The following is a 25192-nucleotide window of genomic DNA, read 5'->3' as shown; positions in this document are numbered from 1 at the left end:
TCCACTGTGGGAGCGAGCTTGCTCGCGATAGCGGAGTATCAGTCAACATCAATGCCACCGACGATCAAGCAATGACCGGCGCGCAGTCCCAATCCAACTGCGCCGCCGCCACCGGCCGGCCAAACCAGTAGCCCTGCCCGAGCTCACAAGCCTGTTCCAGCAGGAATGCCGCTTGCTCACGCTGCTCGATGCCCTCGGCATGCACTTGCATGCCCATGCTGCGGGCCAGGGCGATGATCACCCGGACGATCGCCGCGTCATCCTCATCCCACGGCAACCCCGCGACAAAACCCTGATCGATCTTGAGCTTCTGCACCGGCAAGCGCTTGAGACGCAACAGCGACGAATACCCCGTGCCGAAATCGTCGATCGCCAGCCGCACACCCAGTTCCCGCAGGCGATGCATCTGCTCCAGCGCCACTTCCGGATCCTCCATGACCGCGCTTTCGGTCACTTCCAGCTCCAGGCAGGCCGGGTCCAGGCCCGTGTCGTGCAGCACCCGGGCGACCTGCTCGTATAACTCGCGATGGGCGAACAACCGGCTGGAGACGTTGACCGCGACGAACGACAACGCCACGCCGGCCTGTTGCCATTGACACATCTGCCGACAGGCCTGGTCCATGACCCAGGCATCGATCTGGGCGATCAGCCCGGTGCGCTCGGCGATAGGAATGAACTCGGCCGGCGACACCAACCCACGCTTGGGATGCTGCCACCGCACCAGCGCCTCGACCCCGATCACACGGCTGGTCGCCAGGTCGTGCACCGGTTGGTAATGCACCCGCAATTCCTGCTGCTCAAGGGCGCGGCGCAGTTCGGAGGCAATCTCGACCCGTTGCTGAGCGTGGGCGGTAAGCTCCTCGGTGTACAGCGCGTAACCATCACGCCCGGCGCTCTTGGCCTTGAACAACGCCGAATCGGCGTTGCGCAGCAACTGCCCGGCGTTGAGGGCATCGCCGGGGAACAGGCTGATGCCGATGCTGGCATTGATGAACAGGGACTGCTGATCGATCCGCAACGGCTCCTTCAGTGCGTCGAGAATCCGCCGGGCCAGGACCGCCGCCTGCCCGGGCTGCGAACAGTTTTCCACCAGCACGGCAAATTCATCGCCGCCCAGCCGAGCCAGGGTCACGCCCGGCGCAAAGAGCCCGCGAAACCGCTTCGACACACCCTTGAGCAACTCATCGCCGACGTTGTGCCCCAGGCTGTCGTTGATATTTTTGAAATGATCCAGGTCCACCAGCAGCAGCGCGCAGCTACGCTTGTGAAGTTGCGCCGACGCCAGGGCTTGTTCCGTACGATCGGAAAACAACAGCCGATTGGGCAGGCCGGTCAATGGATCGTGATGGGCCAGGTGTGCCAATTCGTGTTGCGAATCCTTGATCGCACTGATGTCGGAAAACACCGCGACGTAATGGCTGATCTGGCCACTGTCGTCGTAAATGACGCGGATTGTTTGCCATTGAGGGTAGATTTCGCCGCTTTTACGCCGGTTCCAGATCTCACCGCTCCACTCGCCAGCGCTGGCCAGGGAAGCAAACATGTCACGATAGAAATCCGGCCCATGGCGACCCGACTTGAACAGATTGGGTCGCCGGCCCAGCACTTCGTCCCGAACGTAACCGGTGATGGTCATGAAGGCCCGATTGACGTGCACGATCAAACCGTTGCGGTCCGTCACCAGTACACCTTCGCGGGTGCAATCAAAGACGGCGGCCGCCTGGCGCAGGCGTTCGCGATCCACCTTGTGCTCGCCCTTGCCGAAAAACCGGGACACACGTACCCGAGCCAGGAAAATCAGCCCAGCGCTGACCAGGACCCAGGCATAACCGTTAATCAGTTGCCAGTGAAGCCGGTCAGCGGATTGATCGAAGAAACTGCTCAATAAATAACCAACCAACTGCAGCCAGATGACTGACAGCAAGAGATAAAGCAGCGCTGAGCGCAAAGCAGTGCGGTGGTAGGCAGTCATTCGGCCATCCATGTCCCTACGAAGAGTCTGGAATTATAGAGGAAGAAACATCCTGCCACTCTTATCTGAAAGGCCGACTGGTTTTATCTGTCGGGCCGGTGATAATGCAACGGCAGTTTCTATCTTTATCGAGGGCCCTACAGCCTATGTGGTACGAAGGTTTTCTTGGCTTGTCGCCCTGGTCACTGGTGGCAGTCACCCTGCTGATGACCCACGTCACGATCATTGGCGTCACGGTCTACCTGCACCGTTATTCGGCTCATCGCTCCCTCGAGCTCAATGCCGGCCTCAAACATTTCTTCCGCTTCTGGCTGTGGCTGACCACAGCCCAGAACACCCGCGAGTGGACCGCCATCCACCGCAAGCACCACGCCAAATGCGAAACCGAGGATGACCCCCACAGCCCGGTCATCAAAGGTTTGTCCACCGTACTGCGCAAAGGCGCCGAGCTGTACCGCGCCGAAGCGCAGAACCCGGAAACCCTGCGCATCTACGGCAAGAACTGCCCCGACGACTGGATCGAGCGCAATCTCTATAGCCGCTTCCCGCTGCTGGGCGTGGCGATCATGGGCGTCATCGACCTGCTGCTGTTCGGCACCATCGGCATCACCATCTGGGCCATCCAGATGATGTGGATCCCGGTCTGGGCCGCTGGCGTGGTCAATGGCCTGGGCCATGCCGTGGGCTACCGCAACTTCGAATGCCGCGATGCGGCGACCAACCTGGTGCCTTGGGGCATCCTGATCGGTGGCGAAGAACTGCACAACAACCATCACACCTACCCCAATTCAGCCAAGCTGTCGGTTCGCAAATGGGAATTCGACCTGGGCTGGGCCTGGATCCAGGTGTTCAGTTTCCTGCGTTTGGCCAAGGTCCAGCGGGTCGCACCGATCGCCCACCGGGTCGAAGGCAAGGGCCACCTGGACATGGACACCGCCATGGCGATCCTCAATAACCGCTTCCAGATCATGGCCCAGTACCGCCGGCTGGTCATCGCGCCGCTGGTCAAGCAGGAACTGGCGAAGGTCGATCACTCGGTGCGGCACCAGTTCCACCGGGCCAAACGCCTGCTGTCGCGGGAAACCAGCTTGCTGGATGACCGTCATCACGTGCGCATCCAGAACATGCTGGAACACAGCCAGGCGCTGAAAGTGATCTACGAAAAACGCCTGGCCTTGCAGCAGATCTGGGTCAAGACCAGCAGCAACGGCCATGACATGCTCGCGGCCATCAAGGAATGGGTCCACGAGGCCGAGGCCAGCGGCATCCAATCCCTGCGCGACTTCGCCGACCAGCTCAAGACCTACTCGCTGCGGCCTGCCACGGCCTGACATCATCTGTGGCGAGGGGATTTATCCCCGCTGGGCTGCGCAGCAGCCCCTGGATCTTGATGGCTCGGCGTGTCAGATCAATTGAGTTGACTGCTTTGGGGCTGCTTCGCAGCCCAGCGGGGATAAATCCCCTCGCCACAGGTTCGTGATTGGCTGAGTTCCCCCCGCCGCCCTTCGTCGGCTGAAAAGGAACTTCGCCTCAAATCCCTTATCTCAAAGAGCACTTCGCCATCCAGGCGGGCTTTGGAGTAAGCGCGTGCAAACCCACAGCAGTGCACGTTCTTTGAGATTTGTACCGATGGTCGACAAGAACCTACAGGATTCATCCCAGCCTCATTGGCCCGAAGCGGCCCAGACACTCATGGCACTGATGCACGCCCAGGGCGAAGTGGCGCGCCTGAGCGAGCGTGAGCAGCTGTTCAGTTCGCTGCTGGTCAGTGTCAATGCCGTGCTGTGGGCCTTCAACTGGGAAACGCGACAAGTGCTGTACGTCAGCCCCGCCTACGAACGGATCTTCGGCCGCCCTGCCGGCCTGGTAATGGCCGATTTCAACGAGTGGCGCGACGCAATCTATCCCGACGACCAGGACTACGCCGAACGCAGCCTAGCCGAAGTGCTGGTCAAAGGCGCCGTCGAGGATCGCGAATACCGCATCATCGCCGCCGATGGCCAGATCCGCTGGCTCAGCGACAAATGCTTCATCAATCGCAAGGCCGAACCAGGACAGCCGGTGATTGTGGTGGGCATCGCCGAAGACATCACCGAAAAGAAGCTGCTGGAAAGCGAGCTGCAGCGACTGGCGACCACCGATGTCCTGACCCAGAGCAGCAATCGTCGGCATTTTTTCGAGTGCGCCCACCGCGAATTCGCGCAGGCACGGCTACAAGGAATGCCCATGGCGTTCCTGTTGCTGGACATCGATGACTTCAAGGTGATCAACGACACCTACGGCCATCAGGAAGGCGATACCGTGTTGCAGAAAATCGCCGAAAGCGGCCGGTCCGTGCTCAGGCGTGGAGACCTGTTCGGGCGGATCGGCGGCGAAGAGTTCGCCGCGGTGTTCCCCGGCTGTGCCCCGGACATGGCGTTGCAAGTGGCCGAACGCTTGCAACGGGAGATTCAACGCCTGGCCTTCCGCAGCGGGGATCAGAGCTTCGGTATCACCGTCAGCCAGGGTCTGACTAGCATCACCGCCGAAGACCAGAGCCTCGACAGCCTGTTCGCCCGCGCCGACGCGGCCATGTACGAAGCCAAGCGCCAGGGTAAGAATCGCATTATTGCGGCTTGAGTGAGTTGTCCCGCCATTGATTAACTGTGGGAGCGGGCTTGCTCGCGAATGCGGTGTTTCAGTAAAGAAAATATCGACTGATACACCGCATTCGCGAGCAAGCCCGCTCCCACATTGGGTTAGGTGATAGTCCTACTTGCGGCGCATCCGCATCAACTCCGGCAACCCGATCTTCAGCAAGCGCGCCGTGCGGCCACGGGCCAGTTCTTCAAGCCCTTCATGCTCGGTCAGATGAGCCATCTGCGCCGCCATGTTCATCACCAATGCCTCGCGGGAATACACCCCACCACCCAGGATATAGGCGGCCGCGATCAACTCGCGCAGCTCCAGCGGCAGGCGCCAGCGCGTGCGCAGCGCCGAACCGAAACCGGCGCCGTACTTGTCCAGTGAATTCCCGACTTCCTCCAGCTCATCCAGCTCGCCACCCGCCTGCGTCCATTCTTCCAGGCAACGCAGCAGCGCCAGGTCGCCGAGTCGATGCAACAACCCGGCGCAATAACAGCGTTCCGGTTCCAGATCCAGCAACCGCGCCAGTATTCGCGCGTACTCGGCGGTGTGCAGCGACAGTTCCCAGTAACGCCGGGCATAGTCCGCCAGGCATGGGACACTGAGGCGGGCGCAGCGCTTGAGGGTCAGGCCGAGGATCAGGTTCATGCTCTGCCCGCTGCCCAGCTGATGCAGTGCCTGGGCCACGGTCTGCACCGGGCCACCGCCCTGATGCTGGGCAGCGCTATTAGCCGCCGCAATCAGCACCCCGGTGATTTGCGGGTCGGTGCGAATCTCTTCTTCCAGCAGTTTCAAGTCCAGGCCGCCGGGGTTGAGGCTGCGTTTGACCGCCACCTGCACATCCGTCATCAGCGGCGCGCCTTCGGACAGATCGCGCCGCCGTTCCAGAAAGGCTGCCAGGGTCAGCCCAGGTCCCGGGACCGGCACGTCGTTGGAGGTTTCTTCGCCGCCACCCAACAGCAATCCCTGCAAACGCAGGGTCAGACTTTCCCGGTTCAAAGGCTTGCTCAAATAGGCCATCGGCGCCAGCGGCAAGACCTCACGCACACTGGCGCTGTCGTTGCGTCGACTCATCAGGATGAACGGCAACGGCGGGGTGCGATGTTGCTGGCGAAGGCCGCGCAGGATCGTCAGGCCATCGACACCCGGCAGCTCCCAATCGGCGATCACCAGGTCATAGGGATTGCTCGCCAGCAGCTCCAACGCCTGTTTGCCATCGCCACAGGTATCCACCCGGGCATCGCAGCGCACACCCGACAACACCTGTTCAAGCAGCTCACGGGACGCCGGATCAGCCTCGGCGATCAATACACGCGGTACAGCCGGTAACGCCACAGCGGTCATGCAGCACACTCCTTTGCCATACTTGCACCTTAGACCTTGGCGGCCGTTCCAGACAGCTCAAAACCCACGGGATATGTTCTCGGACATGAAAAAACCCGCCGAAGCGGGTTTTTTGTGGATAAGTGCACAACCCGGGACTCAGAGCTCGGAGAAGCACTCTTCGATGATCCCCAGGCCTTTGTCCAGTTGCTCGTCCGGCGAGGTCAGCGGCACCAGCACCCGCAGAACGTTGCCATAGGTGCCGCAGGACAGCAGGATCAAGCCCTTGTCACGCGCCTTGGCCACGACCTGAGCCACGGCGGCGGCGTTCGGCTTGTGGGTGTCGCCGTTTTCGAACAGCTCGACGGCGATCATCGCGCCCAGGGCACGGACTTCACCGATGACCGGGTACTTCTTCTGAATGGCCTTGAGGCCCGTGACCAGACGCTCACCCACGGCCTTGCAGCGGTCCAGCAGGTGCTCTTCCTCAAAGACTTCCATCACCGCCAGCGCAGCCGCGCAAGCGATCGGGCTGCCGGCGTAAGTGCCGCCCAGGCCACCTGGAGCGATGGCATCCATGTACTCGGCCTTGCCGCAGACACCGGCCAACGGGAAACCGCCAGCAATCGATTTGGCGAAGGTGGTCAGGTCAGCGGCGACGCCCATCTGCTCCATGGCGAAGAAGGTGCCGGTACGGCCAGCGCCCGTCTGGACTTCGTCAGCGATCAACAGAATGCCGTGCTGGTCGCACAGGGCGCGCAGGCGCTTCATGAACTCCTTGGGCGCCACATAGAAACCACCCTCGCCCTGCACCGGCTCGATGATGATTGCAGCAATGTCACGGGGCTCGGCGTCGTTCTTGAAGATGCGTTCGATGCTGGCGATGGAATCGTCGATGCTCACGCCGTGCAGTTCGTTCGGGTACAGCGCGCGGAAGATGCCGCCGGGCATCAGGCCCATGCCGGCCGAGTACGGCACGACTTTACCGGTCAGGCCCAGGGTCATCATGGTGCGACCGTGGTAAGCGCCGGTGAAGGCGATCACACCGGCACGGCCTGTCGCGGCGCGGGCGATTTTCACGGCGTTTTCCACCGCTTCCGAACCAGTGGTCACCAGCAGGGTTTTCTTGGCGAAATCACCGGGCACCTTGGCGTTGATTTTTTCGCACACTTCCACGTATGGCTCGTAGGCCAGGACCTGGAAGCAGGTGTGGGTCAGCTTGTTCAACTGCGCGGTCACGGCGGCGATGATTTTCGGGTGTACGTGACCGGTGTTCAGTACGGCGATACCGCCGGCGAAGTCGATGAATTCACGACCTTCAACGTCGGTGACCGTGGCGTTCTTCGCCGATTCGGCGAAAATCGGGTGAATCTGGCCGACGCCACGTGGAACAGCGGCGGTACGGCGGGCCATCAACTCAGCGTTAGTCTTGCTCATTACAGTCCTCATTCGCCGCTCATCGGTCGGCGTGGCTCAAGGAATACGCGGCGGGGAGACAACGGCGACAGCATGCGATGATCGACTGCCACAGCGTTCCCGGCCACAAGAAACAGAACGGGTGAAACACGCAAAGGGACAGCGCTCTCGTGCCCTTTGCGCTTGAAGCGGATCAGATACCCAGGCAGAGGTATTTGATTTCCAGGTAGTCCTCGATGCCGTACTTGGAACCTTCACGGCCCAGGCCCGACGCCTTGATGCCGCCGAACGGCGCGACTTCGTTGGAGATCAAACCGGTGTTGACGCCGACCATGCCGTATTCCAGGGCCTCGGCCACACGGAACACACGGCCCAGGTCGCGGGCATAGAAGTACGAAGCCAGGCCGAACTCGGTGTCGTTGGACATCGCGATCACTTCGGCTTCGTCTTTGAAGCGGAACAGCGGCGCCAGCGGGCCGAAGGTTTCTTCCTTGGCCACGGCGGCATTGTTCGGCACATTGGTCAGGATGGTCGGTTCGAAGAAGTTGCCTTCCATCGCCTTGCCGCCCGACAGCACGGTCGCGCCTTTGCTGACCGCATCGGCAATGTGCTCTTGCACCTTGGCGACCGCTTTCTCGTCGATCAACGGGCCAGTGGTGGTGCCATCTTCCAGACCGTTGCCAATCTTGAGCTTGGCCACCGCCACTTTCAGTTTCTCGGCGAAGGCGTCGTACACCGAATCCTGGATGTACAGGCGGTTGGCGCAGACGCAGGTCTGGCCGTTGTTGCGGTACTTGGAAATGATCGCGCCTTCGACGGCCTTATCCAGGTCCGCGTCATCGAACACGATGAACGGCGCGTTGCCGCCCAATTCCAGGGAGACCTTCTTGATGTCCTTGGCGCATTCGGCCATCAGTTGGCGACCGATCTCGGTCGAGCCGGTGAACGACAGCTTGCGCACGATCGGGTTGCTGGTCAGCTCGCCGCCGATATCACCAGCGCTGCCGGTGACCACGCTCAGCACGCCTTGCGGAATGCCGGCACGGTGCGCCAGTTCCACCAGGGCCAGGGCCGAGAACGGGGTTTGCGAAGCAGGCTTGATGACCATGGTGCAACCGGCGGCCAGGGCCGGGCCGGCCTTGCGGGTGATCATTGCGGCCGGGAAGTTCCACGGGGTAATGGCCGCGGTCACACCGATCGGCTGCTTGATCACGATCAGGCGCTTGTCGGGCTGGTGGCCGGGAATCACGTCACCGTAGATGCGCTTGGCTTCTTCGGCGAACCACTCGATGAAGGAGGCGGCGTAGACGATTTCGCCCTTGGCTTCGGCCAGTGGCTTGCCTTGTTCCAGGGTCATCAGGCGACCGAGGTCGTCCTGGTTTTCGATCAGCAATTCGTACCAGCGACGCAGCTTGTTGGCGCGCTCCTTGGCGGTCAATGCACGCCAGGCTGGCAGTGCCTTGTCGGCGGCTTCAATCGCCCGGCGGGTTTCGGCGGCGCCCATTTTCGGCACGGTGCCCAGCACTTCGCCCGTTGCCGGGTTGGTAACCTTGATGGTCTGACCATTGTCCGCATCGACCCAAGCGCCATCGATAAAGGCTTGCTGGCGGAACAACTGGGTGTCTTTAAGCTGCATGTCGGCTTTCCTTAACAGCACCGCGCGCACGCGGAGCAAATTAGATTTGTAGAAAAGGCGCCTCTGGGGCTGCCGTCAGGGAAATCATCCACCGGGCTGAAGCACAGAAATAACGCACATAAGCACAGACGTGCGGTTCAGCACCCAGACAAGAGCGTTTGAAATCTCAAACGAATCCTAGGGCCGATGGGGGTGAAGGACAATAGGCTGTTCGAAAAAAAGAACGAAAAACCTGAATTTGCCCGCTTTTTCTGATCAGCGTAGCCGATGCCCGCCTATGCTCATGAAAACACCGGCAAATCAGCAGCATGGACGCCCGCCATGCATATGAGTATCATGGCGCCCGCATTGCACCAGTAGCTCAGCTGGATAGAGTACTGCCCTCCGAAGGCAGGGGTCGTGGGTTCGAATCCCGCCTGGTGCACCATACATACTGAAAAAGCCCCACGTTGTGAGACGTGGGGCTTTTTTGTGGCCATCGATAGTACAGGGTAATACACGCGAGCTTTGTCAGCGTGCAGGAGATGACTAATGGTCCAGCTTGACCTCAAGTTGCTCGGGAGCTGGCTCAATATTTCCCAAAGACTTCACAACCAACCCGCACTTCTGGGCTTTCGAAAAAAGCCCCGCATCATGAGTCCATATCTCATCAGCATTGGTCGCTAAAGCAATAGAGATGATCTGACGATCAAATCGTAACTTGGCTTTCGTAGCCGCGGGATCAAGCACCTTCAGCTCGTGATCATCAACCATACGGGCACATTCGACCGCGGCAATCTGATCAAACGATACGATCTCAAAACACGAAAAGCCGTTTATGACATCCAGATGGCCCTGGTGAAAGTCTCGATCAACACCAACCAGATACTCAGCCAATGCAGGCGTCGGGATCAGAACAGTCCCACCTCTTGCGTCGACCAATTCGATTAGGGCCTCAGCCCTAGCCTCCGCCCTATCAACATTATGGCCAGTGGCAGGGTCAACCAGAACGATACCGTCCTTTGCATTTCCCAAGACTTGGACGAGGACGTTGGTATCGAGAACTATGCGCACCTCATCCCCTTAGGTTCTGAATCGTTCCATGAGGATCATCCATCTCGCTCCAAGTGATACCACCTAGCTCCTTGAGCTGGGTAACCGCACTGCGCAACGAGGTTTTTTCAAGCTTCTCATAGGACTGAATGAACATTTTGCGCAGCCGCCAACCGCCATGTGGCCGACTCTCCCACTCCCCCTTTCCATGAACGCGCACGTACTTGAACAGGAGCTTGCCCAACTGTTCAGCCAGTGCCGTATCGGCTTCACAAAGAAGAGTTTCGCCACCAGCGCCCTCAAGCCGGACAGGAACCGTCTCATCCTTCCCACCAACGACATAGAGGCGCCCCTGAACGCTACCTTGCTTGATGACAACCATGGGAGGAGGAGCGGTCTTTGCTTTGGGAAACTGAAGAATGTTCGTATCCGCTGCCTGCAAGACGCCATCCACTCGATCTTGCTCCATCAGCGCGGATAGCTGCAGGTAGGCTTTTCTTGCGCGCTTAGGACCAATCCCCTGAGCGGCCTCACGCACCCTGTTCAAGACATGAGGGTACGTCTCGTCTTCCACCCACGTATTCAGGCAGACAGAACCTTCGGTGACAGAGTCAAAATGAACATTTTCTTGCGAGCCGAAAAGCTCAGCGAGCTCACACAGATAATCCGTCAAGCGAGCCATTGAGAGCTTGCTTGGGTCGGTTCCGTCGAGTTCGAGCATCAGCTTTTTCATGCTGGCGAGTATAGTTCCGCTCATGTGATCCTGCTATGCCTGCATTTGTAACCCAATGCCGAGGGTCAGCTGCCTGACAAGTGACCGTTCAGTTTTTGGAACCGGGGACGTTAAATGCCCGATTTTTTGTGTAACCGCTGATCTCTTCAACGCTTCTGCAACGCCTCCAACCGCGCCGGCAAATCCTCCTTGGGAAAGCGCTTGTGCAACGCAAGCAGCTTCTCATCGGCAGCCTTGCTCTCTCCCGCCTGACGCAAGCGCAGGATTTCCTGCAGGCCTTGCTCCAGCGAGGGCGGGGCGACGGCCGCAGGTTTGCTCATTTTCGCCATAGGCTTATCCGCCAGGGCCTGCACCGGGCTTGCCGGGGCTCGGGCCAGTTCGCTCTGGGGCGCCATGCGGGTGATCGGTGCGGGAGCAGGCATGGCCGGCGGTGGTGCGGCGGCAACGGCGGGCTCCTGCCGATCAGCGGAAAACTCCATCGAAGCGGGTGAGGCCAGCTCCTCGTGGGGAACGGGTGAGCGCAATACCAGGCCGATCATCAGCGCCACGCCGGCGACCGTGGCGAATGCCATCTGCCAGCGCGGCCGTTGGCAGGCCTGCAACCAGCGTTTCCACAAGCTCGGTGTCGGCGTCGGAGCTTCGCGGCGGGCGGTGGCCAGGATGAAAGCGTCCAGGGACGCCGGTGGCTCGCCGCTGGCGTGTTGGCGGAAATGCTCGATCAGCACTTCGTCGTTCGGATCCGGGGTGTGTTTGGAGTCGATCATGCGGGTACCTCCTCGGCCAGCAGCCGATGCAACTTCTGCTGGGCGTAACGCAAGCGGCTTTTGACCGTTTCCAGCGGGGCGCCGGTCAGGGCGGCAATCTGCGGCAATTCCAGGTCGCCGTGCAGGCGCAGCAAGAAGACTTCCCGCTGGTCTTCGGGCAAGGCCTGCAACGCGGCGTCCAGGCGAGCCTGATCGCGACTCAGGCTCAACTGTTGCTCGGGACTGCTGGTGTCGTCGGGCTGGACGTGAAGCTGCTCGTCGTAACTGTCGTGCAACGGCGTGTGGACACCGTGTCTGCGCCAGTGATCGATCAAGCGGTTACGGGCAATCTGGAACAGCCAGGTGCGAAAGCTCGCCCGCCCTTGTGGCTGGGTCGCGCTGCGGATCAGGCTGAGCCAGGTGTCCTGGAAGATTTCCTCGGCCAGTTCGGCCTTGTTGCTCAAGGACACGAGGAACCGGTAAAGCCCCTGCCGATGGCGGGCGTACAGGACTTCGAAAGAAGCCCCGTCGCCATTGCGGTAGCGGGCCAGCAGCGACTCGTCGCTGGAAGAATCAAGCGCAGCGGGCATGTGGGGCGCGAACTCCTTTCCGGTCATTGCAACACAGTCCTGGCAGACAACAAGGGTCCCCTGTGGGAGCGAGCTTGCTCGCTCCCACATGTGATCCTTGCTGTGCTCGGGATCAGCGCTTGGGTGCAGGTTTGAGGCTCTGGGCAAGCTCCACCAACTGCACAAACTCGGCACGCAGCCCAAACGGATCATCACCGCGGGCGGAGCGGGCCAGTTGCGCCGTGTCCTTCAAGCTCATCGTCCCAGTGTAACGCCCATCACCCTTGAGCTGTTGGGCGAAGGCCGCCACGGCGGCCGAGAAGCGTAAATCATCGCTGGCCTTGGCATCGTTTGGTGCGCTGTCGATAGGGTGCTCGATCAAGCGGCTGCTGCCACCTTCAGCGGGCTTGTAGCGTACGCGCAACATCGCCAATTCCCCTGACTGGCCATCCTGCCTGGGTGTGTTGGCATAACGCAGCGGCTCCAACCAGCCCGGCTGGCCCTTCGGGACAATTTCGTACAACGCCGTCACCGTGTGCCCGGCACCGATCTCGCCCGCATCGACCTTGTCGTTGTTGAAATCCTCACGCTTCAGCGCGCGGTTCTCATACCCCAGCAGGCGATATTCGCTGACCTGGGCGGGGTTGAACTCCACCTGCACCTTCACATCCTGCGCGACTGTCGCCAGGGTTGAGCTGAGTTGGTCCACCAAGACCTTGCGCGCTTCGAGCAGGTTGTCGATGTAGGCGTAGTTACCGTTACCGGCGTCAGCCAGTTGCTCCATCAGGTGTTCATTGTAGTTATCCACACCGAAGCCCAGCGTGGTGAGGGACACACCGCTTTTACGCTGGTCCACCGCCATCTGCTTGAGGCTGTCGAAGTCACTGATGCCGACGTTGAAGTCACCGTCAGTGGCCAGCAGGATGCGGTTGATGCCTTTGTCGATAAAGCTCTCCCGAGCCATCTGATAGGCCAGTTCGATCCCCGAGGCGCCGGCCGTGGAACCACCGGCGTCCAACTGATCGATCGCATTGCGGATCTTCACCTTGTCGCGGCCCGAAGTGGGCTTGAGCACCACCCGGGATTCGCCGGCATAGACCACCAGGGACACGCGGTCCTGGTCACGCAGTTGATCCACCAGCAACTTCAGTGTGCTTTTGACCAGCGGCAGGCCTTCACGGCGGTCCATGGAACCGGAAACGTCCACCAGGAAGACCAGGTTGGCCGGGGCCAGGTCCGCCACGGCGCGGTCGCTCGCCTTGATGCCAATGCGCAGCAGGCGGGTGTGTGGATTCCACGGCGACGGGGCCACTTCGGTGGTCACGCCAAAGGGGGAACCGTCGGTGGGCAAGGCATAGTGGTAAGGGAAGTAGTTGACCATTTCCTCCAGTCGCACAGCCCCTTCGGGCGGCAGGCTGCCTTGATTGAGGAAACGTCGCACATTGGCATAGCTGCCGGTATCGACATCCACGCTGAAGGTCGAGACCGGCGTTTCGGCCACGCTATGGATAGGGTTGTCCGGCAGTTTTTCGTACTGTTCGCGTGGTTCAGAGCGGTAATCCCCGGCGACGGCGTCGTTCGCTACCCGTGGGGCGGGTATCGCTGCCGGGACGGCCATGCGCTTGGCCATCGGCTCGCGCATATAGGTGACCTCGCCTTGCGGTGCAACGCTGGGGGCCACAGGCACGGGTTCGGCCGGCTTGGCAGTCTCCCGGGACGAAGACAACCCACAGCCGGCCAATGCCACCAGCAAGGTCACGGCAAAGCCCTGGGCAGCGGGGCGCAAAAATGGAAATGGACGGGACATGGGCTGAACCTCGTGAATGAATGATCCGTACACAGGCTCAGACGCAAGGCATGGGTGGTTCGGGTTAACGGCCCGAAAAATTTTTTGACCGCTCGTCACGCAGCCTCCGAGGCGCTCCGTTTCTGTTCTTCAGCCCCTTGATAAACCAGCCAATTTCCCTCAAGTTACCGCCCCCCAAGTCGAGACACTAAAGTGCCATCAACCCTATAAGGACATTCCGTGCTCAAAACCCTTCTCAAGATCGCCGCCGTCGTCGCCACTCTGTCGATGACCGGCTGCGTGTCCTACACCGTCACCGGCCCGGTGGGCGCCCCGCAACACCCAGCCCCCGTGAACAGTCCGCGTATCGCCCAGATCGCCGATGTCGCCGTGACCGCACCGGATGTCAACGAAGCCACCCGCACCGCCATCAGCCGCTCACTGACGGCCCAGCTGAACCAGTACGTGCAGACCGGCGGCTACTTCAAGCAAGTCACTGAATACCCGACGCGCCTCGGTGAGAACGACGTGCTGCTCAAGTTCAACATGACCTCCCTCAAGGGCCATCGCGGCGTGCATCCGGGTTACGTCCCGGGGGCCTTGCTGACGCTGACCGTCTGGATCTGGGTGAACGGCCCGATCTACGTCGACAGTTTTGATGTCGCCGGTAACCTGGTGATCGTCGACCGTGACGGCAAGGAACTGGCAGCGGCCAAGGAAGAGGTCAAGCTCGAACGCAACGTCGGTCTGTATGGCCGTGAATACTGGGCGCCGACCATGGGTGCCCAGCAAATGAATCAGCTGGTCGCACAGCTGTTGGATAGCGCCACCGCACGCCTGGCCAAACAGTAATTCCAAGGAGCAACATATGATGGGTTTCATCAAACACAGCCTGGTGCTTGCCGCCGTCCTGCTCACCGGTTGCGTGTCCTACTCGCAACACGAACTGCCCGCCGTGCAGACCTGGCCGCCCGCCGCCACGGTCCAGCAAAAGCCCACCGCCTACGTGCGTACCACCGCCTTGAACCAGGTCAACAGCGGCCCGACCGTTGCCGCTTCGGGCGCCCAGGCCACGGCGTGGGAAACCTCCGTGGCCGAGACCTTCCGTGACTCCGGACGGTTCACGCGGGTCAGCACCGACAAGGTCGCCTCGGACATTTACGCCGAAGCCACCTTGAGCAACAACGAAAAATTCAGCATGGCCTCCGCCATCATCACCGGTGCCACCTTCTTCATCATTCCGTCCACGGCGCAAAACACCTTCACCCTCGAAACCGTGTTCAAGGACAAGGACGGCAAGGAGTTGGGTCGTGTGAAAAAGAGTGAATCGGTGCGGACCTGGATGCACCTTGTGCTGATCGTAGGCATTCCGTTCCAGCAGGACACCCGCGACGTGGTGCAGGCGTTGACGCGCAGCACGCTGGACGAGGCGGTGCGCCGGCAGTTGTTGTAACTGACGGCTCCCGCAACGATGTGAGATTTATTGTGGCGAGGGAGGTTGCTCCCTCACCACAGATCATTCCAGTTTTGACTGTATCGCGGCCCGGTCACTCAGCCCCGATTTCCACCACCGTTTTTCCTTTCCCCCGCCCCTCGGCTACCTGCGCAAAGGCCTCATTGACATCCCCCAGGCCAAACCGGGTCTGATCGACCTTGATCCGCAACGCTCCGGCCTCGAACAGCACCGTTGCCTCCCGCAAAATTTGCCCGTGGTGCTCGCGCCCCTTGCCGGTCAGCAGCGGCATGAGGGTGAACACGCCGGAATAACTCGCCCCACGGAACGACAACGGTGCGAGGCTATGTTGTCCCCAACCGAGACAGCTGAGGACATGACCGGTGTAGGTTTTCACTGCATTGAACGACGCATCCAAGGTCGGGCCACCGACGGTGTCGTAGACGATATCGAAGCCCTCGCCATCGGTGTGCAGGCGTACGTAACTCTCGGTGTCCTGGGTCCGGTAGTCGATGGCGGTGGCGCCCAGTTCATGAATGAAGTCCAGGCTGGAGGCCGAGCCGGTGGCGTAGACCTCGGCGCCACGAGCCTTGGCAATCTGCACGGCCATTTGCCCGACACCGCCCGCGCCGCCATGGATCAGCACTTGTTGGCCGCTCCGGACGTTGGCGCGGTCTACCAGCCCTTCCCAAGCCGTGATGAACACCAGCGGCAAGGCGGCGGCTTCACGCATGCTCAATGCACGGGGCTTGAGCGCAATCAAGCGGGCATCGACGGCGATGTATTCGGCCAACGCACCTTGGGCGCCGCCGATCCCGCCGGCCATGCCAAACACCTCATCGCCCGACGCGAAGTCGTGCACGTCTTCACCCAGTTCGACCACCGTCCCGGCCAGGTCGATACCCAATACGGCGGGCAGCGGCTGGCGGGCATGGGCACCGCCTCCCGCCGCAATCTTGGTATCCAGCGGATTGACTCCGACCGCATGGACCTTGATCAATACCTGGCCTTTGCCGGGTACAGGCCGCGGGACATGACGCACGACCAGAGGGGCCTGGGCGGTTTCGGCAATGGCGGCGAGCATGGTGTTGTTCATGACGGTAAACCTCCAATAAGTGGGTGAGTTCATGTTGCAGCCGCCGATGCATTCCGATAAGTAAGCAACAATGGATAGAATTTATTCCAAACAGAGGCCAAATCCTGATGGATCTGTTCGACGCAATGCAGGTGTTCGTACGGGTGGTGGAACGTGGCTCGTTCTCGGCCGTCGCCCGGGAATTGAACTTGGGCCAACCCGCAGTGAGCAAACAGATCCGCGCGTTGGAACAACATCTCGGTGGAGCGTTGTTTGCCCGCAGCACCCGCCAGCTCGCGCTGACCGACCAGGGCCAGCGTTTCTACGCCCAGAGCAAGGACATACTCGCCAGCCTGGACACGGCCAAGCTCAGTTTCGCCAGCGGGCAGGAACAGATCGCCGGCCCCCTGCGTGTGGCGGCGCCAGTGAGCTTCGGACGGTTATGCATTGCGCCCCTGGTGGGCGAATTCCTGGCGCGTCATCCAAAGGTCCGGATCGACCTGCGCCTGAGCGATCAAAACGAAGACGTGCTGAAGGAAAACATCGACGTTGCCATTCGGATTGGCACGGTGAAAAACGAGGGGCTGGTGGCCGTTTCCCTTGGCGACAGTCCGCGCCGGGCCTACGCGTCCCCAACGTATCTGCAACGACACGGCACGCCGCTGGAGCCGACTGACCTGGCCCACCACAATTGCCTGGGTTTCACCCTGCTGGAGCATTACGACGTCTGGCAATTCGATCAGCAAGGCAAGCGACACAACGTGACCATCAAGGGCAACGTCACCAGCAACAGCAGCGAAGCGATCCGGGAAATGGTACTGGCCGGGCTGGGTATTTCGCTGTCACCGCAATGGTTGTTCGCTGCCGATGTGCGCCAGGGGACCGTGTCCACTCTGCTGGCCGATTACCAACCGATGGCGCTGCCCATCAGCGCCGTCTTCAGCCATGATCGCCGCCGGTCGGCACGCACCCGTGCCTTTGTGGACTTTCTGCGTGAGCGTCTTTGAGCGGCCGGTAGCCACATAATTAGCATCCGAGATGGCGATGCTGGAGCTTCGAGCATTTAACCTTGCCAGGTGTTGACTTCTCATCAAGGGCCGAATCCTAGACATCACATGCAATAAAACGTAACCACTTGTCGCAGAATGGAAATTTTTCAGTCAAGCCGTCAAGGCCTAGATTGGGTCTTGTTCGATAGCGAGTGAGTAAGCTGGCTCAGATCGGCGAGGTTTTGGTCAACTCTCGCAGTATCTTCTTGCTGGCGCAGTTGGTGAAATAGCTCATATTGCGACTCGGCGTGTTGCTTGGCCAGGTCATGAGAAATTTGACCCGCACTATCAAGAATTTCGCGGTCGTTCAATGTCAGAAAACCATCGAGCTTTTTCACCCACTCAGCCATGGACATTGGGATGCGACGCATGGCTTGGCCCTCCGCAAACACCAAGTATTGCTCGACCAGATTGTTCAAAGCGCTGAGCTCTTCTGCCGAAAGGTAGTTCTTAGCGTTAGCGACATCCTGTTTGCGCACCTGGCGCCGCGCCAATTGGTCAGTCCCATGTGGGGTTTACCGCTGTCGGCACGATTGTGAATAAGCTCAGCCGCAGTCTGCCGGGTAATCGCCCAGTGCACTTTGTTTTGCACGGTCTTGAAGAAGTTGATGCTGGCTTCCTGAGTCGGGTCGTAGTCCACACTGGTGGCATAGATGTCGGTAATCTTCTGGTAGAAGCGTTTTTCGCTGGTGCGAATATCCTGAATGCGCCGCGTCAGCTCTTCAAAGTAGTCGAACGGCTGATCGGGATTTTTCAGGCGCTCATCATCCAGTAAAAAACCTTTGACGATGTAGTCACGCAACTGCCGAGTGGCCCACTGACGGAAGCGCGTTGCCGTATGGCTTTGTACGCGATAGCCCACGGAGATAATGGCATCAAGGTTGTAGTGCTTGAGATTGCGCTTCACTTGACGCGTACCTTCCTGACGAACTACTAAGAAATCCTTAGTGGTTGCGTTTTGATCAAGCTCACCTTCGCTGAAGATGTTCTTCAGATGCATCAACACGTTCTCTGGCGTGGTATTGAATAACTCGCCCATCAAGGCTTGGGTCAACCATACGGTCTCGTCGACAAAGCGCACGTCCAACCGGGTTCGCCCGTCTTCGCTCTGGTAGATGATGAACTGCGAGGTATTGCGATTGGCGTTATCCGTGCTCATAGCTCAACGACTCCGCCTTGACTAACAGCGCGACCAGTCCCCAATGTGACCCCCTCAATGATGCACCAGTGCTTGAATGACCAAAGTCAGGCGGCTTTCGGTCGCCGCCGAATGAGACTGCTCCATGCCCGAAACGAACCGGATCGCCTCGATGGCTGCGGTGGATAACTCATATTCTTCTTCGGGCGCTCCTGGCGGGAAGCGCCGTTCGAGATAACCCTCCGACAGCCAGCCCGCTACATAGGTTTGCGCTGTTCCCAGATGCTCGCCTCGCACGCGCAGCTCTTCGGGTTCCCGCTCGATACGTTCATGGAAGATGGATGCGGGCAGACCCCGTTCGCTTTCGTACAGATGGGTCTGGAGCAGTCCCAGGGTCAGAGGCCCATGATCAGAGGCCAACAGCCGCCACAATGGCTGGGTCCGCAACCGACGAAACGTAGCAATGGCTGTACTGGCTTTCATGCAAGGCTCCCCAACAGAAGAGATGCCCATGGTAAACACAAAGTGCGCTGAATCTACCTCGAATCAGGCTGGCTCATACCGCTTCAGAAAAGGCCTACAACAAAACTTAAGGATTGTAGTCAGTGTTCCGACGCTAGAGCCGAACCATAAACACGATCTCCCCGCCCCGGAAAGTACGCCGCCGCAGCCACGCCTACCGCCCCCATCACCACGCAATACCCCACGCACACCCACGGGCTCCACGGCACCAGCGCAATCAGCAGCAACGGCGTCATGCTCGCCCATAGCGCATAGGCGATGTTGTAGGTGAACGAGATGCCGGACACTCGAATTTTCGGCGGAAACAGGCTGACCATCACCGAAGGCACCGCGCCGACCACGCCGCAACCCAGGCCGGCGATGGCATAGGCCAGGCCCAGCCAGGCGCCGCCGCTGATCAGGCTGGCATAGAGCACCGCGATGCCCACCGGCAGCAACAGGCTGTAGAGCATGACGGTGCGCCAGGCGCCGATGCGGTCGACGATGAGGCCGGCCAGGACGCAGCCGATGTTCAGGAAGACAATGCCCAGGCTGCTCAGGGCAAAGGTGTGACTGGGGCTCATGCCGAAGCTTTTCTGCATCACGGTCGGGGTGATGACCACGAACACCACCACGGCGGAGGTCAGCACGCAGGTGAGGATGACGGCGGGCAACAGGGCATTTCGATGGTCCCGCAGGACCGTGCGCAACGGCAATTCCGCCGCGCCTTCGCGATTGGCTTGCAGGGCCATGAAGATCGGCGTTTCGCTCAGCCAGCGGCGCAACCAGACGCCGATCACGCCGAAGACCCCGCCTAGCAGGAAGGGCAGGCGCCAGGCGTAATCGAGGATCTCCGCTGGCGTGTAGATCCGCGCCAACGCTGTGGCGGTCAGGGCGCCGAGCAAGTAGCCGAAGGTCAGGCCGGCCTGGAGGAAACCCAGGGCGTAGCCGCGATGATGCAGCGGTGCATGTTCGGCCACGAACACCCAGGCGCTGGGCACTTCTCCGCCCACTGCCGCGCCCTGCAAGATACGCAACGCCAGCAACAGCAACGGGGCGAAGTAACCGATTTGCGCGTAGGTCGGCATCACACCGATGAGCAGGCACGGCAAGGCCATCATCAGGATGCTCAGGCTGAACACGCGCTTGCGCCCCAGGCGATCGGCGAAGTGCGCCATGAGGATGCCGCCCAGGGGCCGTGCCAGGTAGCCGGTGGCGAAAATCCCGAAGCTTTGCAGCAAGCGCAGCCAATCGGGCATTTCCGGCGGGAAGAACAGTTGGCTGAGGGTCAGAGCGAAGAAGACGAAAATGATGAAGTCGTAGATCTCCAGCGCGCCGCCCAGGGCCGCGAGGCCCAAGGTTTTGTAATCGGATCGGCTGAAGCGTTCGCCTGGCAGATGAGAGGTGGCAGTCATAGGCAGTTTTTGAACAAAAGGTTGAGAGAGGGCGACGGTTCAGTCGTCGCGACCGTGGTCCACGGGCTGGGCCGGTGGCGGGCCTGGCTCGGCGTCTTCGGCCTCGTCGGTAGGCAGGAAATCCTTGCGGCTCTGGGCAATAGCCCTGCGTATCTCATCGCCCTTGGTAGGGCAGTTCAGGAGGCGGGCAATGCCGTCGGGTTTCTGCGTCATCGCCATCCTCCGGCATGAGTGAACAGGGGCTCGATAGTGCTCGCTTTTGGCGCTTGATGCCAATTTTGTGTCTGCACGGCGCCGTGGGGGCTGCTTTCGATCGTTCCCACGCTCCAGCGTGGGAATGCCGCCAGGGACGCTCCGCGTTCCGCTTCTGGAAGGCGACGCAGAGCGTCACGGGATGCATTCCCACGCAGAGCGTGGGAATGATCGGTGACGGGTCGTGTGGCCTGGATCAGCGGTGGTAGCGCCGCACGACGCTGCTGTTGCGCAGGACATGGCCGTTGATCTTTTCCATCAATTGGGCGCGTGTAAGCCCGGCGGGCAAGGCGTCCGGCGGCAGGTCCAGGGCGAAGAGCTGGATCAGGTAGTGATGGGCGCTGTCGCCGATGGGCGGGCAAGGGCCGATGTAACCATGGGTGTTCTTGCTGTTGATACCGCTCATGCCTTCCAGTGTGGGCTTGGTGCCGGCACCCGCCGGAATCTGCCGCGTCGAGGCCTTGATGCCGTAATGGATCCAGTGGTCGACGCCCTGCCCCCGCTGACCGTCCGGGTCCAGCATGACGATGGCATAGCTGAGGGTGCCCGGCGGGCCGGCATTCCAGCTCAAGGCCGGGGAGATGTTCTTGCCACCACAATTGTTGGCGTCACTGGCCGCCGCAGCGGTGAAGAGGCGGTCGTCCGACACGCCGGGAATGCTGAGGGTGAAACGCTCCTCGGCCTGGGCAGCCCCTTGTGCGCACAGCACCAGGGCGACGGCTGCCAGCCAGGGGGTGAGAAACTTCAATCGGGTCATACCGGGCACCTTGTGCGGATCAGGCCATGGACGGCTTGCGAACTATAGCCGCAGCTTCGTCCCGGTTGCAGTGACAATTATGCTGAACCTCATTCCTATCAGCCGACTCCAACAGGAAACGCCTGCCGGAGACCGACCATGCCCCTGCATCAAGTCGCCCGCGTCGCCGATGTGCGCGAAGACCGCGGCCTCGAAGTCAACCTCAACGACACGCCCATCCTGCTGCTGCGTTCAGGCGACCAGGTACGGGCATTCCAGGGCAAGTGCCCCCACGCTGGCGCGCCGCTGGCCAAGGGTGCGGTGTGCCATGGGCGGCTGATCTGCCCTTGGCACAAGGCCGCGTTCCGGGCTGAAGACGGCGCCCTGTGCGAGCCGCCGGCCCTGGACAGCCTGGAGCGCTATCACGTCGAGGTGCGAGACGGTAACGTCTGGGTCGATGACCAGCCACTACCAACCCATAAAATCCCGCCGGCCGATGATCCACGCACATTCGTCATTATCGGCGCCGGTGCAGCGGGCACCGCCTGTGCGGCGGCATTGCGCGAGAAGGGGTTTGGCGGCCGAATCCTGTTGATCGACCGCGAAGCCGAAGCCGGCTACGACCGTACAGTGCTGAGCAAGTATGTATTGGCCGGCGACATGCCGGTCAACGAGACGGCGCCGCTGCGCGATGAAACTTATTTCACCCAGCAGCGCATCGAAAGGCTCCACGGCGAGGTCACCCATTTGGACCCCAGTGCCCGGCAAATCCAGCTCGCCGATGGCCGCCGCCTGGACTACGACGCCGCGCTTATTGCCACGGGCGGGGAGCCGAAGACGCCAGCGCTGCCCGGCATCGATTTGCCGCAAGTCTTCGTGCTGCGTTCGATCGCCCACGCCCGGCAGATTCTCGACACTGTCCGGCCAGGACAACGAGCGGTGATCATCGGCGACAGTTTCATTGCCCTGGAGGTCGCTTCGTCCCTGCGCAAGCGCGAGCTAAACGTGACCGTCCTGGCCCGGCATCCAGTGCCGTTCGCCGCGCAATTGGGCGACAGCATCGGCAAGGCCATCCTCACCCGGCATCAGGCCAATGGCGTGGTGTACCGCACCGACGGCGAAGCGGCACGGATCGAGGGAGCGCACGAGGTCGAAGCCGTGGTGCTGGATAACGGCCAGCGTTTGGCTGCGGACCTGGTGATCGTCGGCATCGGCGTGCGTCCGGCCACCGAGCCATTTGCCGATTTACCCCGGGAACAGGACCAGTCACTGTCCGTTGACGCGGGCATGCGTGTGGCTGATGGCTTATGGGCAGTGGGTGATATCGCGACGTTCCCCCTGAACGGCAAGCCTGTGCGCATCGAACATTGGCGCCTGGCCCAGCAACAGGCACGCATCGCCGCCGCGAACATGCTCGGCGGCGATGAGCATTATCTGGATGTGCCGTTTTTCTGGACCTATCACTTCGGCAAACGCTACGACTACCTTGGCCACGCCGAGCAATGGGACGAGATAGAGTTCAAGGGCACGCCCGAACATCCGCCCTTTATCGCCCTGCTGGGAAAAGACGGCCTCGTCGCCGCCGCAGTGGCCTGCGATGAAGGCCGGGCCATGGCGGCGCTGGCCCAGCGCATGAAGCAACCGCTACCGGTGGACGAAGCCTGGCGGCTGGTGCGGGATTTCTCATCGTAGATCTGTCCCACACCCCAAATCCTGTGGGAGCGAGCTTGCTCGCGATAGCGGTGGGTCAGTCACTTCAATGTGGCTGACACGACGCCATCGCGAGCAAGCTCGCTCCCACAGTTTTGTCTTGCGTTGACCGAAATATCTACCACGCCCCCAATCCCTCTTGCTCGCATGGCGGTGGGTCAACTTGCATCAATGCACAGACTGATCGGCTGGCAGGTGGATAACCCGCGGATGTTCCAGGGGGGCCAGGGGCGGTGGCTGCAGGTCGGGGCTGAGCAAGTGGAAATGCGGCACGACGTGGCTGATGTCGCCGTCCTGGTTGTTGTGGATGATCTTCGAGCCAGGCTGGCGCAGTGTTTCCAAGCGCTCATCGGTCAATTTGAAGCTGTCGCTCAAGCCTTGATCGTCCACCATCGGCGCCGGCAGTCGCCGTTGGGCGAAGCTGCGGCTTTTGCGCTGTTGATAACGCGCCCACAGGATCAGGATCACCGCGTTGACCAAGGCGATCCAGCCGTAGATCTGCAACGTCCCGAGGGTATCCAGCAACGGGCCGCCGAGTCGCGGACCGGCATGGCTGTCGAACAATGGCCAAAGCCCATTGACCAGCAGATACACCAACCCGACCCACGCCAGCACCGTGAAGAGAACGTCAATGACCACCAGAAAAGGTCGCTGCCGGGTCCTGATAATTTTCATCGGATCACTTCCTCTTCCTGATCATCGAACGGTTTGATACCGCGATCCGGGCTGACCCAGCGCGCACGCTTCTGATGCTGTCCGAACAACACTTTGGGAAAACTCACCAAGGTGGTGAACAAGCTGATCAACCAGAACACCAGCGGGTACCAGACCACCCAGAACATGATGTGCCACAGGCCTTTCTCGTAGCGGCGATCGATCAAGATGCTCACCCCGAACTGCGCCAGGCACACCACCGCCAGCAGCAAGCCGGTGAAGGCTGGCGGCATCAGGTGATCCACCGCGATGGCCGCCGGCATTTCGACGAATTTACCGGCGCCCCAGAAAATCACCGACAGCAGGAAGGTGAATGCCCAACCGGTGGACAAACAGTATTCGAACAACAGCGGCCACAGATAACGGTGGCGGTACTGCCAGATGCCCCGGATGTTCTTGAACAGGACCTCGGCGCCGCCCTGGGCCCAACGCAGCCGTTGCCGCCACAAGCCGCGCAGGGTTTCGGGCATGAGGATCCAGCACAAGGCACGAGGTTCGTAGAAGATGCTCCAGTGATCCAGTTGCAGCTTCCAGCTGATGTCGATGTCCTCGGTGATCATGTCCGGGCTCCAGTAGCCAACCCGATGCAGGGCCGTGCGACGAAACGCGACGATCACACCGGAGACGGTAAAGATCCGCCCGAAAACCCGCTGGGTGCGTTTGATCAGCCCAATGATGGAAGAGAACTCACCGACCTGGACCCGGCCGATCAACGTGGAGCGGGTGCGGATGCGCGGGTTGCCGGTCACCGCGCCGAGGCGGGCGTTGTCCAGCATCGGCGCCACCAGATAAGCACAGGTGTTGGGCGCCAGCAGCGCGTCACCGTCGATGCACACTAGGTATTCGCTGCGCGCCGCGATGGCGCCCATGCGCAGGGCCACGGCCTTGCCCTGGTTTTCCGCCAGGTGCAGCACGCGCAGGCGCGGGTCTTCAGCCGCCAGTTGGTCGAGCACCTGGGCGGTGTTGTCCTTCGAACCGTCGTTGATGGCGATGACTTCGATGTTCGGGTAATGCTGGCCCAGCGCCGCGTGGATGGTGTCGGCGACGTTGTCACCCTCGTTGAAGCACGGAATCAGGATGCTGATCAGCGGCTCGCCGGCCAGGGGCGGCGGCAGGGTATCGTCCTTCCACGGCCAGTGGCGTTCCCAGTGCAGCCAGAAATACAGGCCGCCGGCAATCCACAACCCGGACATGAACAGCGGGTAAAAGAACACGAAGTCCATCAGGAATTGCCCGGTGACCAGGAAGATCAGGCCCAGGGGCACACCAAGGACAATCGCCAGCACCAGCAAGGCGAGCAGTCTGTCGAACATG

22 protein-coding genes, 1 tRNA gene and 1 pseudogene are annotated in these 25192 nt (G+C 60.9%); 7 read left to right on the top strand and 17 right to left on the bottom strand.

The window, feature by feature from the left end; all coding sequences use genetic code 11:
- Nucleotides 1-64 precede the first annotated feature (64 nt).
- Entirely contained in the window at nt 65-1972 is a 1908-nt protein-coding gene (dibA, locus tag LOY70_RS00810) for a phosphodiesterase DibA (RefSeq protein WP_265032509.1), read from the bottom strand.
- Nucleotides 1973-2118: 146 nt separating this feature from the next.
- On the opposite strand from dibA, the gene desA reads away from it, so the two are divergent.
- Both desA and LOY70_RS00800 read left to right on the top strand, forming a co-directional pair.
- Complete coding sequence (gene desA, locus LOY70_RS00805; protein WP_265032508.1) at nt 2119-3303, top strand: delta-9 fatty acid desaturase DesA; 1185 nt, start codon at nt 2119-2121, stop codon at nt 3301-3303.
- A gap of 298 nt (nt 3304-3601) precedes the next feature.
- Complete coding sequence (locus LOY70_RS00800; protein WP_265032507.1) at nt 3602-4591, top strand: GGDEF domain-containing protein; 990 nt, start codon at nt 3602-3604, stop codon at nt 4589-4591.
- 132 nt (nt 4592-4723) lie between these two features.
- Here the strand turns inward: LOY70_RS00800 and LOY70_RS00795 are convergent, their stop codons facing one another.
- From LOY70_RS00795 to gabD, 3 genes are all read right to left on the bottom strand, one after another.
- Nucleotides 4724-5941, bottom strand: coding sequence for a response regulator (locus LOY70_RS00795; RefSeq protein ID WP_265032506.1), 1218 nt, complete (start codon nt 5939-5941; stop codon nt 4724-4726).
- 138 nt (nt 5942-6079) lie between these two features.
- On the bottom strand, nt 6080-7357 hold the full coding sequence (gene gabT, locus LOY70_RS00790) for a 4-aminobutyrate--2-oxoglutarate transaminase (protein ID WP_265032505.1): 1278 nt from the start codon (nt 7355-7357) through the stop codon (nt 6080-6082).
- A 172-nt stretch (nt 7358-7529) separates the two neighbouring features.
- The gene (gabD, locus tag LOY70_RS00785; RefSeq protein ID WP_123344672.1) at nt 7530-8972 is read right to left on the bottom strand and encodes an NADP-dependent succinate-semialdehyde dehydrogenase; all 1443 of its coding nucleotides are present in this window, start codon (nt 8970-8972) and stop codon (nt 7530-7532) included.
- Between the two features lie 350 nt (nt 8973-9322).
- Here gabD and LOY70_RS00780 point away from each other — a divergent pair.
- Nucleotides 9323-9399: transfer RNA gene (locus tag LOY70_RS00780), tRNA-Arg, on the top strand.
- 101 nt (nt 9400-9500) lie between these two features.
- Here the strand turns inward: LOY70_RS00780 and LOY70_RS00775 are convergent.
- The 5 genes from LOY70_RS00775 to LOY70_RS00755 all read right to left on the bottom strand — a co-directional run bounded on the left by LOY70_RS00775 (nt 9501) and on the right by LOY70_RS00755 (nt 13856).
- Nucleotides 9501-10025, bottom strand: coding sequence for a type II toxin-antitoxin system VapC family toxin (locus LOY70_RS00775; protein WP_265032504.1), 525 nt, complete (start codon nt 10023-10025; stop codon nt 9501-9503).
- A gap of 1 nt (nt 10026) precedes the next feature.
- Nucleotides 10027-10737, bottom strand: coding sequence for a hypothetical protein (locus LOY70_RS00770; RefSeq protein WP_265032503.1), 711 nt, complete (start codon nt 10735-10737; stop codon nt 10027-10029).
- Nucleotides 10738-10883: 146 nt separating this feature from the next.
- A complete protein-coding gene (locus tag LOY70_RS00765) occupies nt 10884-11501 on the bottom strand; it encodes a hypothetical protein (RefSeq protein WP_265032502.1) in 618 nt (205 codons plus the stop codon).
- Nucleotides 11498-12070, bottom strand: coding sequence for an RNA polymerase sigma factor (locus LOY70_RS00760; protein ID WP_265032501.1), 573 nt, complete (start codon nt 12068-12070; stop codon nt 11498-11500). The genes LOY70_RS00765 and LOY70_RS00760 overlap by 4 nt, the downstream gene beginning before the upstream one ends.
- A gap of 112 nt (nt 12071-12182) precedes the next feature.
- On the bottom strand, nt 12183-13856 hold the full coding sequence (locus LOY70_RS00755; protein WP_265032500.1) for a vWA domain-containing protein: 1674 nt from the start codon (nt 13854-13856) through the stop codon (nt 12183-12185).
- A 219-nt stretch (nt 13857-14075) separates the two neighbouring features.
- Between LOY70_RS00755 and LOY70_RS00750 the strand changes: the two genes are divergently transcribed.
- Together LOY70_RS00750 and LOY70_RS00745 are read left to right on the top strand one after the other, a co-directional pair.
- Complete coding sequence (locus LOY70_RS00750) at nt 14076-14687, top strand: hypothetical protein (RefSeq protein WP_265032499.1); 612 nt, start codon at nt 14076-14078, stop codon at nt 14685-14687.
- A gap of 16 nt (nt 14688-14703) precedes the next feature.
- On the top strand, nt 14704-15288 hold the full coding sequence (locus LOY70_RS00745; RefSeq protein WP_265032498.1) for a hypothetical protein: 585 nt from the start codon (nt 14704-14706) through the stop codon (nt 15286-15288).
- Between the two features lie 94 nt (nt 15289-15382).
- Here the strand turns inward: LOY70_RS00745 and LOY70_RS00740 are convergent, their stop codons facing one another.
- A complete protein-coding gene (locus LOY70_RS00740; protein WP_265032497.1) occupies nt 15383-16384 on the bottom strand; it encodes a zinc-dependent alcohol dehydrogenase family protein in 1002 nt (333 codons plus the stop codon).
- A gap of 107 nt (nt 16385-16491) precedes the next feature.
- Here LOY70_RS00740 and LOY70_RS00735 point away from each other — a divergent pair, with 107 nt between their 5' ends.
- On the top strand, nt 16492-17370 hold the full coding sequence (locus LOY70_RS00735) for a LysR family transcriptional regulator (RefSeq protein ID WP_265032496.1): 879 nt from the start codon (nt 16492-16494) through the stop codon (nt 17368-17370).
- Nucleotides 17371-17531: 161 nt separating this feature from the next.
- On the opposite strand, the pseudogene LOY70_RS00730 reads toward LOY70_RS00735, so the two are convergent.
- The 5 genes and pseudogenes from LOY70_RS00730 to LOY70_RS00710 all read right to left on the bottom strand — a co-directional run bounded on the left by LOY70_RS00730 (nt 17532) and on the right by LOY70_RS00710 (nt 21475).
- Nucleotides 17532-18412, bottom strand: a pseudogene (locus tag LOY70_RS00730) (virulence RhuM family protein).
- A 213-nt stretch (nt 18413-18625) separates the two neighbouring features.
- Nucleotides 18626-19033, bottom strand: coding sequence for a DUF3375 domain-containing protein (locus LOY70_RS00725; protein ID WP_265032495.1), 408 nt, complete (start codon nt 19031-19033; stop codon nt 18626-18628).
- Between the two features lie 119 nt (nt 19034-19152).
- On the bottom strand, nt 19153-20466 hold the full coding sequence (locus LOY70_RS00720) for an MFS transporter (protein ID WP_265032494.1): 1314 nt from the start codon (nt 20464-20466) through the stop codon (nt 19153-19155).
- A gap of 39 nt (nt 20467-20505) precedes the next feature.
- Nucleotides 20506-20679, bottom strand: a complete 174-nt coding sequence (locus LOY70_RS00715; RefSeq protein ID WP_265032493.1) for a hypothetical protein — start codon at nt 20677-20679, stop codon at nt 20506-20508.
- Between the two features lie 235 nt (nt 20680-20914).
- Nucleotides 20915-21475 (bottom strand): YbhB/YbcL family Raf kinase inhibitor-like protein, encoded by a 561-nt coding sequence (locus LOY70_RS00710; protein WP_265032492.1) that lies wholly within the window; start codon nt 21473-21475, stop codon nt 20915-20917.
- A gap of 138 nt (nt 21476-21613) precedes the next feature.
- Here LOY70_RS00710 and LOY70_RS00705 point away from each other — a divergent pair, with 138 nt between their 5' ends.
- Nucleotides 21614-23146, top strand: coding sequence for an FAD-dependent oxidoreductase (locus tag LOY70_RS00705; RefSeq protein ID WP_265032491.1), 1533 nt, complete (start codon nt 21614-21616; stop codon nt 23144-23146).
- A 186-nt stretch (nt 23147-23332) separates the two neighbouring features.
- On the opposite strand, the gene pgaD is transcribed toward LOY70_RS00705, so the two are convergent.
- Both pgaD and pgaC read right to left on the bottom strand, forming a co-directional pair.
- A complete protein-coding gene (gene pgaD / locus LOY70_RS00700; protein WP_123344661.1) occupies nt 23333-23839 on the bottom strand; it encodes a poly-beta-1,6-N-acetyl-D-glucosamine biosynthesis protein PgaD in 507 nt (168 codons plus the stop codon).
- Complete coding sequence (gene pgaC, locus LOY70_RS00695; protein ID WP_265032490.1) at nt 23836-25191, bottom strand: poly-beta-1,6-N-acetyl-D-glucosamine synthase; 1356 nt, start codon at nt 25189-25191, stop codon at nt 23836-23838. The genes pgaD and pgaC overlap by 4 nt, the downstream gene beginning before the upstream one ends.
- Nucleotide 25192: the final 1 nt, after the last annotated feature.

It is taken from the genome of Pseudomonas sp. B21-054 (assembly GCF_026016345.1).
Lineage (GTDB): Bacteria > Pseudomonadota > Gammaproteobacteria > Pseudomonadales > Pseudomonadaceae > Aquipseudomonas.
The sequence above is the reverse complement of the archived record's forward strand: the minus strand, read 5'-3'. Positions and strand labels throughout refer to the sequence as shown.

Excerpts from the sequence above, each read along its gene's own strand:
- dibA (WP_265032509.1), bottom strand. The coding sequence starts at position 1,972 with ATGACTGCCTACCACCGCACTGCTTTGCGCTCAGCGCTGCTTTATCTC.
- desA (WP_265032508.1), top strand. The coding sequence starts at position 2,119 with ATGTGGTACGAAGGTTTTCTTGGCTTGTCGCCCTGGTCACTGGTGGCA.
- LOY70_RS00800 (WP_265032507.1), top strand. The coding sequence starts at position 3,602 with ATGGTCGACAAGAACCTACAGGATTCATCCCAGCCTCATTGGCCCGAA.
- LOY70_RS00795 (WP_265032506.1), bottom strand. The coding sequence starts at position 5,941 with ATGACCGCTGTGGCGTTACCGGCTGTACCGCGTGTATTGATCGCCGAG.
- gabT (WP_265032505.1), bottom strand. The coding sequence starts at position 7,357 with ATGAGCAAGACTAACGCTGAGTTGATGGCCCGCCGTACCGCCGCTGTT.
- gabD (WP_123344672.1), bottom strand. The coding sequence starts at position 8,972 with ATGCAGCTTAAAGACACCCAGTTGTTCCGCCAGCAAGCCTTTATCGAT.
- LOY70_RS00770 (WP_265032503.1), bottom strand. The coding sequence starts at position 10,737 with ATGAAAAAGCTGATGCTCGAACTCGACGGAACCGACCCAAGCAAGCTC.
- LOY70_RS00765 (WP_265032502.1), bottom strand. The coding sequence starts at position 11,501 with ATGATCGACTCCAAACACACCCCGGATCCGAACGACGAAGTGCTGATC.
- LOY70_RS00760 (WP_265032501.1), bottom strand. The coding sequence starts at position 12,070 with ATGCCCGCTGCGCTTGATTCTTCCAGCGACGAGTCGCTGCTGGCCCGC.
- LOY70_RS00755 (WP_265032500.1), bottom strand. The coding sequence starts at position 13,856 with ATGTCCCGTCCATTTCCATTTTTGCGCCCCGCTGCCCAGGGCTTTGCC.
- LOY70_RS00745 (WP_265032498.1), top strand. The coding sequence starts at position 14,704 with ATGATGGGTTTCATCAAACACAGCCTGGTGCTTGCCGCCGTCCTGCTC.
- LOY70_RS00740 (WP_265032497.1), bottom strand. The coding sequence starts at position 16,384 with ATGAACAACACCATGCTCGCCGCCATTGCCGAAACCGCCCAGGCCCCT.
- LOY70_RS00735 (WP_265032496.1), top strand. The coding sequence starts at position 16,492 with ATGGATCTGTTCGACGCAATGCAGGTGTTCGTACGGGTGGTGGAACGT.
- LOY70_RS00725 (WP_265032495.1), bottom strand. The coding sequence starts at position 19,033 with ATGAAAGCCAGTACAGCCATTGCTACGTTTCGTCGGTTGCGGACCCAG.
- LOY70_RS00720 (WP_265032494.1), bottom strand. The coding sequence starts at position 20,466 with ATGACTGCCACCTCTCATCTGCCAGGCGAACGCTTCAGCCGATCCGAT.
- LOY70_RS00715 (WP_265032493.1), bottom strand. The coding sequence starts at position 20,679 with ATGACGCAGAAACCCGACGGCATTGCCCGCCTCCTGAACTGCCCTACC.
- LOY70_RS00710 (WP_265032492.1), bottom strand. The coding sequence starts at position 21,475 with ATGACCCGATTGAAGTTTCTCACCCCCTGGCTGGCAGCCGTCGCCCTG.
- LOY70_RS00705 (WP_265032491.1), top strand. The coding sequence starts at position 21,614 with ATGCCCCTGCATCAAGTCGCCCGCGTCGCCGATGTGCGCGAAGACCGC.
- pgaD (WP_123344661.1), bottom strand. The coding sequence starts at position 23,839 with ATGAAAATTATCAGGACCCGGCAGCGACCTTTTCTGGTGGTCATTGAC.
- pgaC (WP_265032490.1), bottom strand. The coding sequence starts at position 25,191 with ATGTTCGACAGACTGCTCGCCTTGCTGGTGCTGGCGATTGTCCTTGGT.